Raw genomic sequence first — 15,488 nt, 5'->3', positions numbered from 1 at the left:
ATCACAGAGCCTCAGTGAACTTCCGCTTTCCAAAACCCATGCAGATTACACCAGGCATAAGCCGCCACCGGGCGGTCTCCTTCTGCCACCACGAATTCAGCCTGAGGTTCCTCACCGGCTTTCAGGCAGACGCGCTGGCCGCCTTTTTCCGTCTCCAGATACACCCAACCGATGCTGTGTTCCTCGGTCATGGGATGGAATACGCTGCCCACCTTCACGCAGACCCGGTTTCCGTTCTTCTCCACCACCGGCAAGTGTTTCTCTGTAGCTCCCTCGGAAGTGTTCGGCGTCAGCTCTTTCATCTGCTGGCCGCAGCAGGAATAGTGGGCGCCTTCCGCCTCGCAGAGCACCTGGACAATCGTTTTGCACTGGTCACACGCTAAAAATTTTGGTTTGCTCATAACTGATATTTCTCCTTTTCAATGGGTTCGTAGGGAGACAGGCAAAGCGGGATAAAATACCCTTGCTCATGATCGCAGACCGGGCATTTCGGCGGCACCTTGGTGCCTTTGTGGATGTGGCCGCAGTTCAGGCACAGCCAGTAAGTGGTGTCCTCCGATTGATAGAGTTCCCCCTTCTCCAGCAGTTCTGCAAAGTAGCCAAAACGGTCGCCGTGGGTCTTTTCAATATCCGCAATCAGATAGAAGGAAGCGGCAATCTTTTTGAATCCCTCCTCATTGGCTTTGTCGCCAAAGGCCTGATACACATCGTCATGTTCCTCGTATTCATTGTGCTGGCCCATCCGCAGCAGTTCTGCGGTGCTGTTGGCAATATCCACCGGGTAAGTTCCGTCGATCTCGATGGTCTCTCCGGCCGCCTCGGTCAGATGTTTATAAAAAATCTCGGCATGCTCCTTTTCCTGATCCGCCGTATAGAGAAAAATGGCCGCGATGGCGTCCAGCCCCTCTTTCTTTGCCTGGGCCGCCGCGATCGTATACCGGTTTCTGGCCTGGCTTTCCCCGGCAAACGCCCGCATCAGGTTCTTCTTGGTTTCACTTTGATTAAAATCCATGGAGAATCCTTCCTTTCCTATATCATTTCTCCTAGTATTTCCTGGTTCTGGGAAATTATCCAAAAGGAAGGAGGAAATTTGGATTTGCCAAGGTGATCCAAGTCCTGGAAAAGCTGGTGTCAAAAAACTTGGGATTGAAAAAGAGCCAAGGCACAAAACCCGGCTCTCTTTTTGATGTTCCTATTTTACCGATTCCGCAATCTTCAGATACTGATCCACGATCTCATCTCCCAGGTCGGCCCGGACCATATCCACGATGGGCTCCCCGGCCGCGACGATTGCCGCGCGGATCTCATCGGTGACCGGCAGGACTTCGATCTGGCCTTCCATGGCTTTTATCGAATTGTTATAATCCTCCTCCGCCGTGTCCCGGCAAAGCTCTCCGTAGCGCTCCGCAAATTCAACCAGAAGGCTCTGATAAGCGGGATCCAAGCTGTTGAAGGTGTCCAGATTCATCAAGATCGGGAAGACATAAGTGATGGACTTCATATCCATATAGTAATCCTGAACCTCATAGAACTTCATGGCTGCCACGGCCTGGGCCGGATTATCCTGGGCCTGAACCAGCCCCTGCTGTAGCGCGACGAACAGCTCGCTGAATGCCAGAGGAGTCGGATTGCAGCCCAAATTCTCGTAATAGGCCTGATAATATTTGTTTTCCGGGCAGCGGATGCTCATTCCTTTGAAGTCTTCCGGTTTTTCAATCTTGGTATTGGTGGACAGGCCGCGGAAGGTGTTGGTGGACAAGCCCAATACTTTCATGCCGTACTCATTGACATAACCGTCAAATATCGGGGCAAACTCCGCCACCGCATTGTTGGCTTTGATGATGTCGTCAAACAAGCTGGGAATATCAAAGATTGCCGCCTGGGGGCAGGTGGTGGAAAGGGAGGACGTGGCTACATAGGCCATATCCACGTCGCCCATGATGCAGCTATTAATCAGCTCATTGTCATTGCCCAGGGAACCGTCCCACACCACATCGATGTTCAGTTTGCCGCCGGATTTTTCCTTTACTTCCTCCGCGGCCTGGACCTGAAGGCTGTAAATCATATTGGCGGAGGACGCGGCGCTGGCAATCGTCAGGTTCACCGGCTCCAGGTTTTCAAAGGCGGACGCATCCACCGATGAGGCAGACGCCGCGCCTGCCGCTGTTGTCCCTGCCGCTGTGGTTGCTTCTCCCGCCGTGGTGCCGGCTTCCGCCGTCGTCGGGGCAGCAGTAGTGCCCGCAGCCGCCGTGGTCGTCCCACTTCCGCTCCCGCAGGATGCGAGGGACAGCGCCATCACCCCGCTCAGGACCAGTGCAATTGCTTGATTTCTTTTTTTCATGTTCTTACCTCCTGATAAAATTTATCCTGAAATGATTGTATCTTCTCTCTTTGTCTCAAAAGCATCACCGGAACCGCCTGTTCCTTCCACAAGGTGAATCTCCGGCAAAGGTGTTCTTTTCTTCGGCCTTCCGCCCGGCCAGTAGATTTCATCCAAGAAATCAATGCACCGGTTGATGTTTTCATCCGTCTTAAACCGCATATCCCCGTGTTCCGCTCCCTCAAACAGTTCCAGCGCAGCTCTCTCCAAACCGCAGGTTTCCACGATTTTCCGGTACAGTCGTTCTGACTGACGGTAGGAAACCAATGTGTCGCCGGTGCCATGCTGAATCAGAGCCGGCACAAAATTCTCATCAATGTAGGAAATACTGCTGGCCTCCCTGGCCTTCTTAGGATTTTCATCAATGACGCAGCCCAGCATCTGACAGGCCGGGCTCTCCATGCTACCTCCGTGCATCCGAACCGGATGTCCGCTTGTCTCGCTCATGTCCTGATCCTGAGCCGCCAGATCGGAGACACCGTACCAACTGATAATCCCGTCCACCCGGCAGCTTTCCCCAGCGTTTCCCATCGCCAAATCTTCAATCCGGTGTCCTCTGCAGGTAGCCGCCACCAGTTGAATCAGGTAAGCCCCTGCTGAATTCCCCCAGAGAACGATTGTTTCCGTATCCAGGCGGTATTGCTCCCGGTGCGCCCGCAAAAACCGAAGGGCGGCTTTGACGTCGTGCACCTGGAGCGGCCACTGTCCTTCCGGCGCCAGCCGGTAGTCCACCGCAGCCACCGCATACCCCTGGGATACCGTTTTATACAGGGAGGAGATACATTCCTCCCGCCGCCCGCCGGAAATCCATCCGCCGCCATGGACAATCACCACCAGAGGATAAGGGCCTTTCCCTTTTTCCGGAAGAAAAATGTCAAGCTTTTGTTCCGGCGACTGCTGCGCATAAAAAATGTCGGTAAACGCCAAGGGAAACTGTGTTACGTCTATTTCTTTCTGTAACATGTGTTGTCCCTCTTTTCATTTTGCTTACCGACATTGTATATTCACTTTTTCATACTGTCCAATATATAATAAGCCATGTATGTATAGATCTTAAGCTATCAATTCTCTTTTATGACGGAAATTCTTTCCTCCGGCACCAGATAATCCGCTTTTTTTGAAAAGTATTCCAGCGCAAATTTTCGAAATAGCACCGATGCCTTTGAAACGTAACCGGTATTTTTCCAATGAAGATTGATGCAGCGTTTGCACTCCGGCTCTACGATCGGAATGTAGTGCAGATCCTGGGGGACCGCCTGCTGGTCCAGCCAAGAAACTTTCGGAATAAACGCCAGCCCCACCCCGGTCCGCACAAAGCCCTGGATCGTCATATAGTCATCGCAATCCATGACGATCTTCGGCTGAAAACCAGCGATTTTACAATAGGTATTGATGGCATAGCGCAAATTGGACTCCGCCGGGGAGGACGCAATCAGATCTTCCCCTGCGATTTCCCGCAGCCGGACGAATTCCCGCTCGGCCAGGGGATGCTCTTTCGGCACCGCCAAGAGAATCGGCTCTTCTAAAATCGTCAGCTCATTGGGCGCGCTGACCTTGGTCATGGAGGAATAGACCGTGATATCGCACCTGCCTTTCTTCAAATCATCCAGGTAGTGCTGGTGCTGCTCCACAATAAACTTGACGCCGGGATGCTGTTCCCGGAACCGGGCGATCAGATCCGGAAAGCCGATGGGCGCCACCCGAAGGGAGATGGTCACCGTCGCATTGCCCGTGGCTTTATACTCTTCGATTTCCTGCCTGGCGTCATCCACGGCGGACACCACGGTATCCGCATAATGTTTGAAGATCCTCCCTGCATCGTTTAAGACAATGTACTTTCCTTTCCTGTCAAACAGCTCGGTCCCCAGCTCATCCTCCAAAAGACGGATTGTCTTGCTCAAAGACGGCTGGGCAATATGAAATTCTTCTGCGGCTTTTGTCATATGCTGTAGCTCGGCCACCCGCTTGAAGTAGCGCAGCTGTAACAATTCCATGTCTCTCTCCTCCATTCATAGATTTCAATCTATTGGTTTATGTCCCATTATATATTAGACATTATGATAATTCAAGATTAAAATGAAATCACACAAAAGGAGGAGGGATTGCCATGAAAATTCCAAAAATAATTCGATGGCTGGATCTTTATTTTGAAGAAGCAGTCTGCGTTCTCTCGCTGGTGCTGCTCTCTGTCGTCATGATGCTGCAGATTATTCTGCGCTACGTATTCCAAAGTCCGCTTCCCTGGGCCGAGGAATTCTGCCGCTATTGCTTTATCTATTCTTCTCTGTTCGGCATCGGTTACTGCATCCGCAACAATAAGATGCTCCGGGTTGACCTGCTGGTAGGCATGCTGCCGCCGTTTTTGGGGAAGCTTCTGGACATTTTCGGGGATCTTGCATCCTTCGTCTTTTACGTCCTGTTTGCCTATGCTTCCTGGCAGACCACGATGAAACTGATGAGTCTTCATCAGCTCTCCCCGGCCCTCCAGATGCCGGTCTGGATCGTCTACCTGTCCGGCCCTCTGGGCTTTGCCCTTGCCCTCTTGCGCATCATCCAGAAAATGATCCTGCGGTTCCTGCCGTCCCATAAAAAGGAGGCCCAGCTATGACTGCCATTGTATTTATCGTCTTTTTTATTACCCTGTTTTTATCCATTCCCGTGGCCATCTCCTTAGGGTTTGCCACTGCCCTGCCGGGACTTGCGGATCCTGCCTTTAAAGGCAACCTGCAATTTATCTACCGCTCTTTGATCAGCGGCCTGGACGTCACAACCATCCTGGCAATCCCGCTGTTCATGCTCTCCGGCTCCATCATGGCCAAAGGCGGCCTGTCGGAAAAACTCTTCGACGTCTTCGCTGTTTTCATCGGTAAAGTAAAAGGCGGAATGCCCTGCGCGGTCATCGTCACCTGCCTTTTTTACGGCGCGATCTCCGGTTCCGGCACTGCCACCTGCGCGGCGGTCGGAGCCATGTGTATTCCGGTTCTGACGAATCTCGGCTATGAAAAGAAGTTCTCGGCCGCCCTGGTGGCCACGGCTTCCAGCCTGGGAGTTATCATCCCGCCCAGCATTCCTTTTATCGCCTACGCCCTGGTGACCGAAGTTTCCGTCAGCGCTTTGTTTACGGCCGGTATTCTGCCGGGCATTCTGATCGCTGCCTGCCTGATGGCATACACCCAGTTTTATTGCAGAAAAAAGGGGGAGGACCGGGAAAAAATAGAAGCCTCTTATCATAAACTGAAAGAACGCGGAGTCCTTCGGGTCATTTTGGACGGCTTTTGGGCCCTTCTCACCCCGATTATTATCCTCGGCGGCATCTACTCCGGCATTGTCACTCCCACGGAGGCGGCCTGTGTATCCGTCTTCTATGCGATCCTCGTCTGCCTGTTCATCTATAAGACGGTGACCTTCAAGGATCTGCTGATTTTCTTCCGCCAGGCGGTCTCTTCCTACGCCCCTCTGGGTTTGATGATGGGGCTGGCGCAGGCATTCGCCAAGGTTTTGGTGCTTATGAATGCGCCTCAGACTCTGGCCGAATTCCTCTCCACCGCTGTGAACAACCGGATTGCCTTCCTGCTCCTGCTGAATCTGGTTCTGATTTTGATCGGCATGGTCATGGACGTGGCTCCGGCCATGATGATTCTTTCCCCGATGATTCTCCCCTTTGCCAAAAGCCTTGGCATCGATGGGATCCATCTCGGCGTCATCATGGTCTGCAACCTGGCCATCGGGTTCGTCACCCCTCCGTTCGGTCTAAACCTTTTCATCTCCGGGCCAATGATCGACACCAACCCGATGCAGGTGGGAAAACGGGCCCTGCCCTTTATCCTCTCCTATCTGGTAGCGCTCCTTCTGATCACCTATGTGCCGCAGATCTCCATGGCACTGCTGTAAACAGTTTTATTTTCTAAAAGAAAGAGACAAGAAAACGAGCTGCCGAATTTTCCCGGCAGCTCGTTTTCTTCTGCAATATTCTTTTTTGGGCGTTCTTTCTTCCGCTGAAACCGGCCCGATCCAGCTCACTTACCGCTCCATTTCCCCTTTGCTTCCGGCGGCGTGCCACTCCATTATCCGCTCCAGTTCCGTTAAGGTGACGGACGGGAGGTCTCCGGCGATTCCACATTTTAGGGCCGCCATGGCATTACCCCTGCGCATCGCAAGTTCCAGGGAGCCGTCCGCGCACAAAAGGCCGGACAGGGCGCCGGCCACATAGGCGTCGCCGCTGCCGATCCGATCCAGCACCTCGATCTCATAGGGCGCTTCGGTGTAAAAATGATCCGTCTCCCGGTCATAGACCATGGAGGTAAATTCATGGCGGATCGGCGACCGAACCGTCCGGATCGTGGACAGGAGATAGGAAATGCCATATTCTCTGGCAAAAGCCCGCATCATAACCGGCAGATCCCCGGTACGGCCAAACATCCGCCGCAGGGACTCCTCGGAGATAAACAGGATATCAAGCAGAGGAAGCAGCGGCTCCACTGCTTCCCGCTCTTCCTGATCCGTCCAGAGGTTGGCACGGTAATTGATATCAAACGAGATTTTTGCCCCGTTCTCCCGGAACCTATCGATCATCTCCACCGCAGTCTCCCGCGGCCCCCGGCCGATCCCCAGGGTAATCCCCGTGGTGTGAAACAGCCTGGCCCGGTCAAAGATCCCTTCCGGAATTTCCTCTGGGACGATTGAAGTCACCGACGTATTTTTTCGATCATAGACCACCGAGGGCCTGGCCGGCGCATGGGCCCCTTCATAATAATAAACGCCGAGGCGAGCCTCCGGCCGGCGGTCAAAGATCACCGGATCCAGCAAGACGCCCCGCGCCTTCGCCTGACCAAGTAAAAACCGCGACAGAGCATGATCCGGAAGTTTAGTGCAGTAAGCGCTTTTCGCACCGAGCTGGGCCAGCCCGGCGGCCACATTCAGCTCCGCTCCGCCGGCATACCGGCTCAGAGCGCCGCCGTCCTGCAGCCTGCAGCCGCCGGCTGGTGAAAATCGAATCAAAGGCTCCCCAAAAACCAGAGCGTCATACGTGTGTTCCATCCTGATCACCTCACAGAAGGAGAGCCTTTGCCTCTTTTGCCAGACTCTCTATTGTTCCATAGTCGCCGCAGGCAAGCGCCGGTTCCGGCACAATCCAGCTGCCGCCGCAGGCAAGCACATTTGAAAGAGCCAGATAGTCCCGTAAATTTTTCGGCGTGATTCCCCCGGTCGGCACAAAGAACATGTCGGGATACGGACCGGCCAGAGCCTTCAGCATTTTCAAACCGCCCACCACCTCAGCCGGAAACAGTTTGACCGCCTTTAGCCCCAGCCGGATCGCCTGTTCCACCTCGCTTGGCGTAGCGCAGCCGGGAAGCACGGGGACGTCATGTTCCAGACACCATTCCACCACTTTCCGGTTGGTGCCCGGACTGATCACGGCTTTGGCTCCGGCCTGAACCGCTCGTTTTGCCATATCGGGCGTCAGCACGGTACCGGCGCAGACATAGACCTCCGGGACACATTCTGAAACCCGCCGGATGGATTCTTCCGCCGCGCCGGTCCGGAAAGTGATTTCTGCGCAGGAAAGCCCTCCGGCATGGAGAGCCTTGGCCAGAGGAACCGCCTGATTGGGCGAATCCAATTTTACCACCGGCAAAAGGCGAAGCTGCCGCAGCCGGTCTAAAAATCCCTGCATATCCTGCATATCACTCCCTCCGTCAGTCCATGTCTTTCAAAAACTCTTTCAGCTCACTTCTCGCTTCTTCGATCCGCCCCCGGTCCTGGGTATTCAAGGCCGACTCAAAACGCCGGATCTCATACTCCATCCGCTGGCGTTCCTCCCCGGTGCTCTCCTCGTACAGGCGCTCGCAGCGAAACAGCAAAAGTTTGTTTTCTTCCTGATCCCGCGGGTGGATTTTCAGATAGGAAAGCTCCTCCATCCGCTGCTCAATCTCTTCCTCGGTCATCTCATTGTCCTGGCTCTTGATGATCTGCTTTTTTACCTCGCCGGTGGACAGCACTTTTACCTCTACCTCCAGGATAGAATTGATGTCGTAGGTATAGGTCACATCCACAGCCTCAGCGCCCGCCTTGTTTTTGGGGACGCGGACCTCCAGCTCTCCCAGCAGCAGATTGTTGGCGGCAAAGCGGCTCTCCCCTTGCAGGATATTGACCGAAACTTTGGTCTGGTCATCATGAACCGTATAAAACCGTTCCGTGCGGCTGGCGGGAATGACTGTGTTCCTCTCGATAATCGGACAGAAATGCCCGGATTCATACCGGCCATTTCCATTATTGACCGTGATCTCGGTCCCCAGGGTAAAGGAACAGACATCCGTCAGGATCACTTCCTTCACCGCCTGGTTCCGCTCCTTCATCGCGCCCTGCACCGCGGCGCCCAGTGCCACGGCTTCGTCCGGGTTGATGCTGGTGTCCGGGAACTTCCGAAACAGCTTGACGATGAAGCTGCGGACAATCGGAAATTTGGTCCCGCCGCCGACCAAAACCACCTCGTCGATATCCGCAAGCTTAATATGGGCGTCAGCCAGACTCCTCTGAACCGGTTTGCGGATTTTCTCCAGCAGAGGCTCGCACAGGCTCTCATAATCCTTCTGGGTGACCGTAAGCTCCCTCTCTTCCCCGTCAATGGTGCATCGGATCACGGCGGAGCTGGCCTCGGAAAATTCCAGTTTGCAAAGTTCGGCCTGCCGGTGCAGCTGCACCAATGTCTTTTCATCCAGGTCTTCCCGGTCAATGCCCTTCTGATCGCAGAAATACTTTTCCAGCACCTCCGTGAAATCCTCACCGCCCAGATAATTGTCCCCGGCCACGGCCCGAACCTCCAGAATGTTTTCAAAAAGTTCCAGGATCGACACGTCAAAGGTTCCCCCGCCCAGGTCGAACACCAAGAAACGGGTATTCTTCTTTTTCTCGTAAAGCCCGTACGCGATGGCCGCGGCCGTCGGTTCGCTGATGATCCGCTCTACTGTAAGTCCTGCCAGTTCACCGGCGCGCTTGGTCGCTTTCCGGCGCTTATCGTCGAAATAGGCTGGTACGCTGATCACTGCCTCTTCCACCGTCTCCCCCAAAAAGGCTTCGGCATCCTCCTTCAGGGAACGGAGCACCAGGGAGGACAATTCCTCCGCCGTGAACTCTTTTCCATTCAGATTAAACTTTTTGGCGCTTCCCATACTTCGTTTAAACACCTGGGCCGTATCGTCGGGATGCAGGTTTCTCCGCTCTTTCGCCGTCTCACCGACATAGATCTCTCCGTCCTCCCCGACGCTGACCACGGACGGCGTCAGGTGCTTTCCCAGACGGTTCGGGATAATTTTCGGACCGTCCTCGCTGAAATACGCCGCCAGGCTGTTGGTTGTTCCTAAATCAATTCCTATAATCACGCAGTCTCATCCTCTATTTCCCTAATTTCTTCCGAATCTTCCGCAAACGGTAAAGACTTTCTCTATCGTTCGGCATCATCGCCACTACACGTTCCAGGCATTCCGCCGCATGCACGAAATCCCCGCGCTCTGCCGCCAGAATCCCCTCCAGCTCCACCGCGTCGGAACACTCTTTGCAGGTGCACTTCCGGCACATCGGAGCTTTTTGAATCCGCTTTAGGTACTGCTCTGCCGTCTCAAGATCCCCGATCAAAATGTAGCAGACCGCCACATCGTACAGCCGGGAAGGTTCGTGGTAAAGCGACTGTACAAATAGCTCGACGCTGCCGTACTCCTTCTTCCAGGACTCCATCACCAGATCAAAATACCGTTTTACTTCCTTTGGATTTCCCAGTTCACGGTGAACTTTCATCAGCCGGAGGCAAGTATTATTGTAAAGGTTAACGTTATTTCCCGCATTCAGCAGCGCTTTCTCAAAAAACTTTAAGGCCTTGCGCGGCTTATCCTTCTCGTAAAAATAAATCATGCCCAAATCCCGGTAAGCGTTCCCGGTAAGCTTTCCGGAGGCAGCCACGTTTTCGCAGATCCGGATCGCCTGGCGCAAGTCCCCCATCTCCACCAGCAGGTCCGCCTGATCCAGCCGCACGCTCTCCGAAGGATTCTTCCCAAACCCTTCCTCCAGAGCGCGGTACGCATCCTCAAAGCGTCCCATATACTCATAGACTTCCTTGAAATCCCAGTAAACATCATTCCGGTCGGGGAACATTTTCTGATATTCCCGGTAGCTCTCCAGGGCTTTTTCATACTCGCCCATCCGCTCATAGCAGTCCGCCAGATTCCCGTATGCTTTGGGGTTCGACTCTTTTTCCGAAGCCCGGATCGCCTCGCGGAAAGCCTCCAGCGCCTTCTCAAACCGGCGGGTATATTTGTATACGCATCCCAGATTATTATACGCATGGGTACTGTCGGGGTCCAGCCTCGCCGCTTCCAAAAAATCAGCCTCTGCCGGATCCCAGCGGCAGGCGGCCATGTGGAGCAGGCCGCGTTCTATGTAGTAGTAAACCGATTGGTCCATCTCCAGCTGCCGGTCCGCATAGGGCAGGCCCTCGTCATAATATTTCAGATCCTCCGTAGACTGCAAAAGCTGCCGGTACAGCCCTGCAATTTCTCCGTTTGCCTCTGAATTGTCCGGCTCATCCTCCAGCACCTTCTTAAAGTATTCAATGGCGTTCTCTTTTTTTCCCAGCCGCTCATAGCAGCGGGCGATGGGCCAGCAGATATTTGCTGTGGAGCCATAGTCTTTTTCACACAAAAGCAGAAGCTTTAAAGCCTCCTCCGTCTTCCCCTGCTCCGCCAGTATATGGGCTTTCACCCAGAAATGACGGCTGTCCGGTTCAATCCGGATGGCTTCCTCGATGGCCTCAAGCCCTTCTTCATACCGCTCCAAACGGCGGCAGCACTTGGCCAGCTCTCCGTCGATCTCCGCCAGTTTTTCCTTCTCCGCCTTGGCTTCCTTCACTTTATTCCGTACTTCGCGGCAGTAGTCGTAGGCTTCCTGATAGTCCCCGCTCCGCTCCGCCTGACGTCTTTTTAAAACCGCGCGGGAAAGCTGCAGCTCCAGGCTGTCCACCTCCGCCTCTTCCGCCTGCTTAAAGATATCTTCCGCATCATCCAGCTGGTCGTGCTCCAAAAACGCTTTGACCGACCATTCATACATGCGGGGATACCTGGCAAAGATCCGCTTGGCCTGGTAGAAGTCATCAATGACTTCCTGCCCTCTTCCCAGGTGGTAATAAGCCTCCTGGCGGACAATATACGCCCAAAAGTATCCTTCGTCCACCGTCAGCATCCGGTCACAGACATCCACTGCTTTCTGGTATTCCTTCTGCTCCATCCGGATCGTGGCTTCTTCCATGGAATATTCCAGTTCTCTCGGCTGATATTCCACGGACTTTTGGATTTCCGCCAGAGCTTTTTCCAGATAGTCGGGATCGGAAGTTCCCAGACGGTGATGGGCCTTTGCCGTCAGCTCCCAGGCGGAGGCCAGCCGGGCAGGTATTTCTTCCCGCTCTTTCTCATCCTCCGGATTTTCCTGCTCAATGGCCAAACGCCATAGATTTCCCTGCTCCGCCGCATCGGCAAAGCGTTTCATCGTATAATAAAGCCGTCCTAAAAGACTGTGGTACTCCGCTTCATTTTCCGGTTCGGGAGTCAATGGCTCTAAAAGTAAGGCTCCCTCCTCCGGCATCTCATTTTGCAGGTAGCACCAGCCCAGCTCCAGGTGAGGCTTGATATCCGGGCTGTCGATACATTTCTCTTTTAATCCGCCCATCAGACCGCGGTTGATCTCCCTCAAATCCTCGGTCAGGGCTTCCTCGCTGTCGGAGATGCGAAGGGCGGCGATGCAGTATTCTCTCGCCTTCTCAAATTCCTTCTGCTCCAGATGCCAGCGGGCCAGCCTGCGGTTCGCATTGTAGTGATCCGGAATCCGTTCCAGGATCTTCCGGCAAAGTTCCGCCCCCCGCTCCCTCTTTCCGCTCTCCCAAAGAATATCGCAGCCGATCACGAGGATTCGGATTTCATCATAGGCGGCCAGAAGCGCTTCCGCCTCTTCGGCGGCCTCCTCATTTTTCCCTTTCAGATAATCATAGCGTGCCTTTTCCAGCTTCGCCCAGGGGTGTGAGATCGAAAGTGCTTCCAGATTCCGAAAAATTTCTTCCGCCCCCTCGGTGTCCCTGTCATCCAGACGGTGGATCAATTCAAATAACTGGCTGATAAAGGTATCATAATCGGCATCCCTCGCCCCATCCAGATATTCATAGGGGAAAGAATCCTCCCTGTCGCACTGATAAACCATGAAATCCACAAACTCGGCCGGCAGCTTTTCCTTATATTCCGCCTGCTCTTCCCGGATCAAGAACGCATCGTCGAGCAGTCGCCAGATATCCGGCGTCAGCCGAAAATGGTCGGCCAGGAAAGAAAACAGCGCCTGTTTCGCATCTTCCACCGTATCCAGTCCCAGACACACCTCATCGTGCACCAGCTCTTTCCAATTATCCAAATTCAGCCGTTCCGGAAGATTTCCGTATATCTCTTCTACACGCTCCATCCACCGATTGACCGGCGTATCCTCCTTTGTGAAGACCAGTTCCTCTTTTCTGGCGTATGCGCAGGCAGCCTCATAGGCTTCCCGCAGCCGTAAAAAGCCTTTGGGATCATCCTCCGGGTTGGTCTGTACCAGCTTTTTCCGGTAAGCCGTCTTAATCTCATTCTCGTCCTTGGTCTCGCTGATTTCCAATACCGCAAATGCTAACTTTTCGTCCATACCGCTCCTATTTCTGATCGATGGATATCCTTATCCCAACCATCCTGCTATTGACCTCCTGCCGCAGCATTCTACCTTTCCACCGGGTTCTCTCTCGCCCCAGCTTCCCGGCGCCGCTCTCTCGGCCACTCGAATTATTCTACCATATTCCTCCGGAAAAAGGAATCCTTTTACAGAAACCATGCGAATTTCTACAGGGGTTTCCCGGATCTTGAAAGGGAAAAAATAGAATTTGTGAACATTTTGTTAAATTTTAAACTTGATTGTTATTTTATTGACATTTCCTATTGACAAAGACCAGAACCTCGTTTATACTACGTTACAGATAGATCAAATACAAATGGGAGGTCACATATCATGGCACGTTTTACATTACCGAGAGATATTTATTATGGAAAAGGAAGTCTGGAAACTCTGAAGACGCTGAAAGGAAAGAAGGCCATCGTGGTTGTCGGCGGCGGTTCGATGAAGCGCTTTGGATTCCTGGATCAGGTTGTGGATTATCTGAAAGAGGCCGGAATGGAAGTCCAGCTTTTTGAGAATGTTGAGCCGGACCCTTCGGTGGAAACCGTGATGAAGGGCGCGGAGGCGATGAGGAAATTTGGACCGGATTGGATTGTCGCCATGGGCGGCGGTTCTCCCATCGACGCTGCCAAGGCCATGTGGGCTTTCTATGAATATCCGGATACCACCTTCGAGGAGTTGATCACTCCGTTCAACTTCCCGGAGCTTCGCCAGAAAGCAAAATTTGCCGCGATTCCTTCGACTTCCGGTACGGCGACCGAGGTTACGGCATTTTCCGTCATCACAGACTACGCCAAGGGAATCAAATACCCTCTGGCCGATTTCAATATTACCCCTGACGTGGCGATTGTGGATCCGGTTCTGGCCGAGACGATGCCGAAGAGCCTGACGGCTTATACCGGCATGGACGCCCTGACCCATGCGATCGAGGCTTACGTCTCTACGCTCCACACTCCGTTTACGGATCCGCTGGCGATCAAGGCCATCCAGATGGTATTTGAGTATCTGCCCGCCTCCTACGATGGGGACAAAGAAGCCCGCGAGCAGATGCACTACGCCCAGTGTCTGGCCGGCATGGCATTTTCCAACGCACTTTTGGGAATCGTCCATTCCATGGCTCACAAGACCGGCGCCGTCTTCTCCACCGGCCATATCACCCACGGTTTAGCCAATGCGATGTACCTCCCTTACGTCATTAAATATAATGCAAAAACGCCGGAAGCAATGGCCCGCTACGCAGAAATTGCCCGCGCCGCCGGTCTTTCCGGAAACACGGACGAGGAGCTGATGGAAGCTCTCCGGGCAAAGATCAACGAATTCAACCAGAAGCTCTGCATCCCGAAGACCCTGAAAGAATTCGGCATCCAGGAAGAAGAATTCAAAGAAAAGATCGCCGCGATTGCAGAAAATGCCGTCGGAGACGCCTGCACGGGCTCCAATCCCCGCGCAATCACTCCCGCCCAGATGGAGCAATTATTTACCGCCATCTACTACGGCAAGGAAGTTGATTTCTAAAACAGCCATCCCATTTTTTTCATACCTTTTTTCAATAGAGCCGGCAGAATCTTCTGCCGGCTCCTCCTGTTTCAGTTCTCATTCCCCTGTGAGGAATGTTCCGTTTTCCAGGGACGTTTTCTGCCCGTCCACCCCTTTTCTTTCCAGTAAATCCGATCCGCCTCCACGGCTCCTTTCCGCTGTGCCAAATGAAGGATAAAAAACCAGGCCCTTGTCTTGATGCCTGGACTGACATGCCCATGGTCCTTCCGTATCCGATCGGCCAGCTCCGTGGTCTCCAAATCGATCTTTCTTTTTATTTTGTCTTTGATCTGACTGTAGGATGTCGCGTAAACCGCCAGCCCATACCGGTAAATCTTTGGAATCCCCCAGAAAAAAAGACTGTCCGCCATATCCTTGTTGGTTGACTTCATCCCCCCGCCCGCTGCCGTTGATATGCAGACCGCCTGCTTGGTAAACATCGACTTTTCCGGCCGGTGCACCATCCAGCGATATCCATAGTGGTCCAGAAAGGCCTTCATCGCCCGGTTTATCGGCTCCAGTTTCTCATAATGAGGACAGCAGGTTTCCCCTTTCATAAAACAGGCGGTGCATCCTGTGCAAAACTCCCCAAAATCCCTGGGCAGAAAAAACTCCGTGATCTCCCCGGAAATTTTCTCCGCCAGCATTCTTCCGATCCGGTAGGTTGATCCTTTGTGGTTCTGCCCGTGTATCAGTACAACTTTCATGATCCGTTCCTCTCCTATTCTTTTTCGGGTAACCATGTTCCATGGATTCGGCCGTTTTCCCTTTCTGCCTTTTCTTCGAGGAATTTCCGATCGAAGAAACAAAAAAGCGGGAACCTCCAGCATAATTGAAAATCCCG

General features: G+C 53.4%; 13 protein-coding genes. 3 read left to right on the top strand and 10 right to left on the bottom strand.

Translation table 11 applies throughout. The annotated features are described in order from the left end of the window. Window positions 1-11 precede the first annotated feature (11 nt). The 5 genes from MUB23_RS12730 to MUB23_RS12710 form a co-directional block, all read right to left on the bottom strand. Window positions 12-401: a desulfoferrodoxin family protein gene (locus MUB23_RS12730; RefSeq protein ID WP_244800966.1), complete on the bottom strand. Its 390-nt coding sequence runs from the start codon at window positions 399-401 to the stop codon at window positions 12-14. Continuing rightward, complete coding sequence (gene rbr, locus MUB23_RS12725) at window positions 398-1,012, bottom strand: rubrerythrin (protein WP_244800965.1); 615 nt, start codon at window positions 1,010-1,012, stop codon at window positions 398-400. Before rbr ends, MUB23_RS12730 begins: the two co-directional genes overlap by 4 nt. 180 nt (window positions 1,013-1,192) lie before the next feature. Further along, complete coding sequence (locus tag MUB23_RS12720) at window positions 1,193-2,341, bottom strand: TRAP transporter substrate-binding protein (protein WP_244800964.1); 1,149 nt, start codon at window positions 2,339-2,341, stop codon at window positions 1,193-1,195. A 21-nt stretch (window positions 2,342-2,362) separates the two neighbouring features. Beyond that, window positions 2,363-3,343 (bottom strand): alpha/beta hydrolase, encoded by a 981-nt coding sequence (locus tag MUB23_RS12715; protein WP_244800963.1) that lies wholly within the window; start codon window positions 3,341-3,343, stop codon window positions 2,363-2,365. Window positions 3,344-3,441: 98 nt separating this feature from the next. After that, window positions 3,442-4,374: a LysR family transcriptional regulator gene (locus MUB23_RS12710; RefSeq protein ID WP_244800962.1), complete on the bottom strand. Its 933-nt coding sequence runs from the start codon at window positions 4,372-4,374 to the stop codon at window positions 3,442-3,444. Window positions 4,375-4,487: 113 nt separating this feature from the next. On the opposite strand from MUB23_RS12710, the gene MUB23_RS12705 reads away from it, so the two are divergent. Continuing rightward, entirely contained in the window at window positions 4,488-4,988 is a 501-nt protein-coding gene (locus tag MUB23_RS12705; RefSeq protein ID WP_244800961.1) for a TRAP transporter small permease, read from the top strand. Beyond that, window positions 4,985-6,271: a TRAP transporter large permease gene (locus MUB23_RS12700; protein WP_244800960.1), complete on the top strand. Its 1,287-nt coding sequence runs from the start codon at window positions 4,985-4,987 to the stop codon at window positions 6,269-6,271. Before MUB23_RS12705 ends, MUB23_RS12700 begins: the two co-directional genes overlap by 4 nt. A 129-nt stretch (window positions 6,272-6,400) precedes the next feature. Here the strand turns inward: MUB23_RS12700 and MUB23_RS12695 are convergent, their stop codons facing one another. From MUB23_RS12695 to MUB23_RS12680, 4 genes are read right to left on the bottom strand one after another with little or no spacing between them, the layout of a single operon-like run. Beyond that, a complete protein-coding gene (locus MUB23_RS12695) occupies window positions 6,401-7,417 on the bottom strand; it encodes a sugar kinase (protein ID WP_244800959.1) in 1,017 nt (338 codons plus the stop codon). 10 nt (window positions 7,418-7,427) lie between these two features. Continuing rightward, on the bottom strand, window positions 7,428-8,063 hold the full coding sequence (gene eda, locus MUB23_RS12690; protein WP_244800958.1) for a bifunctional 4-hydroxy-2-oxoglutarate aldolase/2-dehydro-3-deoxy-phosphogluconate aldolase: 636 nt from the start codon (window positions 8,061-8,063) through the stop codon (window positions 7,428-7,430). A gap of 13 nt (window positions 8,064-8,076) precedes the next feature. Then, on the bottom strand, window positions 8,077-9,759 hold the full coding sequence (locus MUB23_RS12685) for a molecular chaperone HscC (RefSeq protein ID WP_244800957.1): 1,683 nt from the start codon (window positions 9,757-9,759) through the stop codon (window positions 8,077-8,079). A gap of 13 nt (window positions 9,760-9,772) precedes the next feature. Continuing rightward, on the bottom strand, window positions 9,773-13,084 hold the full coding sequence (locus MUB23_RS12680) for a tetratricopeptide repeat protein (protein ID WP_244800956.1): 3,312 nt from the start codon (window positions 13,082-13,084) through the stop codon (window positions 9,773-9,775). 357 nt (window positions 13,085-13,441) lie between these two features. Here MUB23_RS12680 and MUB23_RS12675 point away from each other — a divergent pair, with 357 nt between their 5' ends. Further along, window positions 13,442-14,623, top strand: coding sequence for an iron-containing alcohol dehydrogenase (locus MUB23_RS12675; protein ID WP_244800955.1), 1,182 nt, complete (start codon window positions 13,442-13,444; stop codon window positions 14,621-14,623). Between the two features lie 71 nt (window positions 14,624-14,694). On the opposite strand, the gene MUB23_RS12670 is transcribed toward MUB23_RS12675, so the two are convergent. Beyond that, window positions 14,695-15,351, bottom strand: a complete 657-nt coding sequence (locus MUB23_RS12670) for a flavodoxin family protein (protein ID WP_244800954.1) — start codon at window positions 15,349-15,351, stop codon at window positions 14,695-14,697. Window positions 15,352-15,488: the final 137 nt, after the last annotated feature.

Source organism: Cuneatibacter sp. NSJ-177 (genome assembly GCF_022867805.1).
In the GTDB taxonomy this organism is placed as follows: Bacteria; Bacillota; Clostridia; order Lachnospirales; family Lachnospiraceae; genus Pseudolachnospira.
The sequence above is the reverse complement of the archived record's forward strand: the minus strand, read 5'-3'. Positions and strand labels throughout refer to the sequence as shown.

Excerpts from the sequence above, each read along its gene's own strand:
- MUB23_RS12700 (WP_244800960.1), top strand. The coding sequence starts at position 4,985 with ATGACTGCCATTGTATTTATCGTCTTTTTTATTACCCTGTTTTTATCC.
- MUB23_RS12705 (WP_244800961.1), top strand. The coding sequence starts at position 4,488 with ATGAAAATTCCAAAAATAATTCGATGGCTGGATCTTTATTTTGAAGAA.
- MUB23_RS12675 (WP_244800955.1), top strand. The coding sequence starts at position 13,442 with ATGGCACGTTTTACATTACCGAGAGATATTTATTATGGAAAAGGAAGT.
- MUB23_RS12710 (WP_244800962.1), bottom strand. The coding sequence starts at position 4,374 with ATGGAATTGTTACAGCTGCGCTACTTCAAGCGGGTGGCCGAGCTACAG.
- MUB23_RS12670 (WP_244800954.1), bottom strand. The coding sequence starts at position 15,351 with ATGAAAGTTGTACTGATACACGGGCAGAACCACAAAGGATCAACCTAC.
- eda (WP_244800958.1), bottom strand. The coding sequence starts at position 8,063 with ATGCAGGATATGCAGGGATTTTTAGACCGGCTGCGGCAGCTTCGCCTT.
- MUB23_RS12730 (WP_244800966.1), bottom strand. The coding sequence starts at position 401 with ATGAGCAAACCAAAATTTTTAGCGTGTGACCAGTGCAAAACGATTGTC.
- MUB23_RS12715 (WP_244800963.1), bottom strand. The coding sequence starts at position 3,343 with ATGTTACAGAAAGAAATAGACGTAACACAGTTTCCCTTGGCGTTTACC.
- MUB23_RS12680 (WP_244800956.1), bottom strand. The coding sequence starts at position 13,084 with ATGGACGAAAAGTTAGCATTTGCGGTATTGGAAATCAGCGAGACCAAG.
- rbr (WP_244800965.1), bottom strand. The coding sequence starts at position 1,012 with ATGGATTTTAATCAAAGTGAAACCAAGAAGAACCTGATGCGGGCGTTT.
- MUB23_RS12695 (WP_244800959.1), bottom strand. The coding sequence starts at position 7,417 with ATGGAACACACGTATGACGCTCTGGTTTTTGGGGAGCCTTTGATTCGA.
- MUB23_RS12720 (WP_244800964.1), bottom strand. The coding sequence starts at position 2,341 with ATGAAAAAAAGAAATCAAGCAATTGCACTGGTCCTGAGCGGGGTGATG.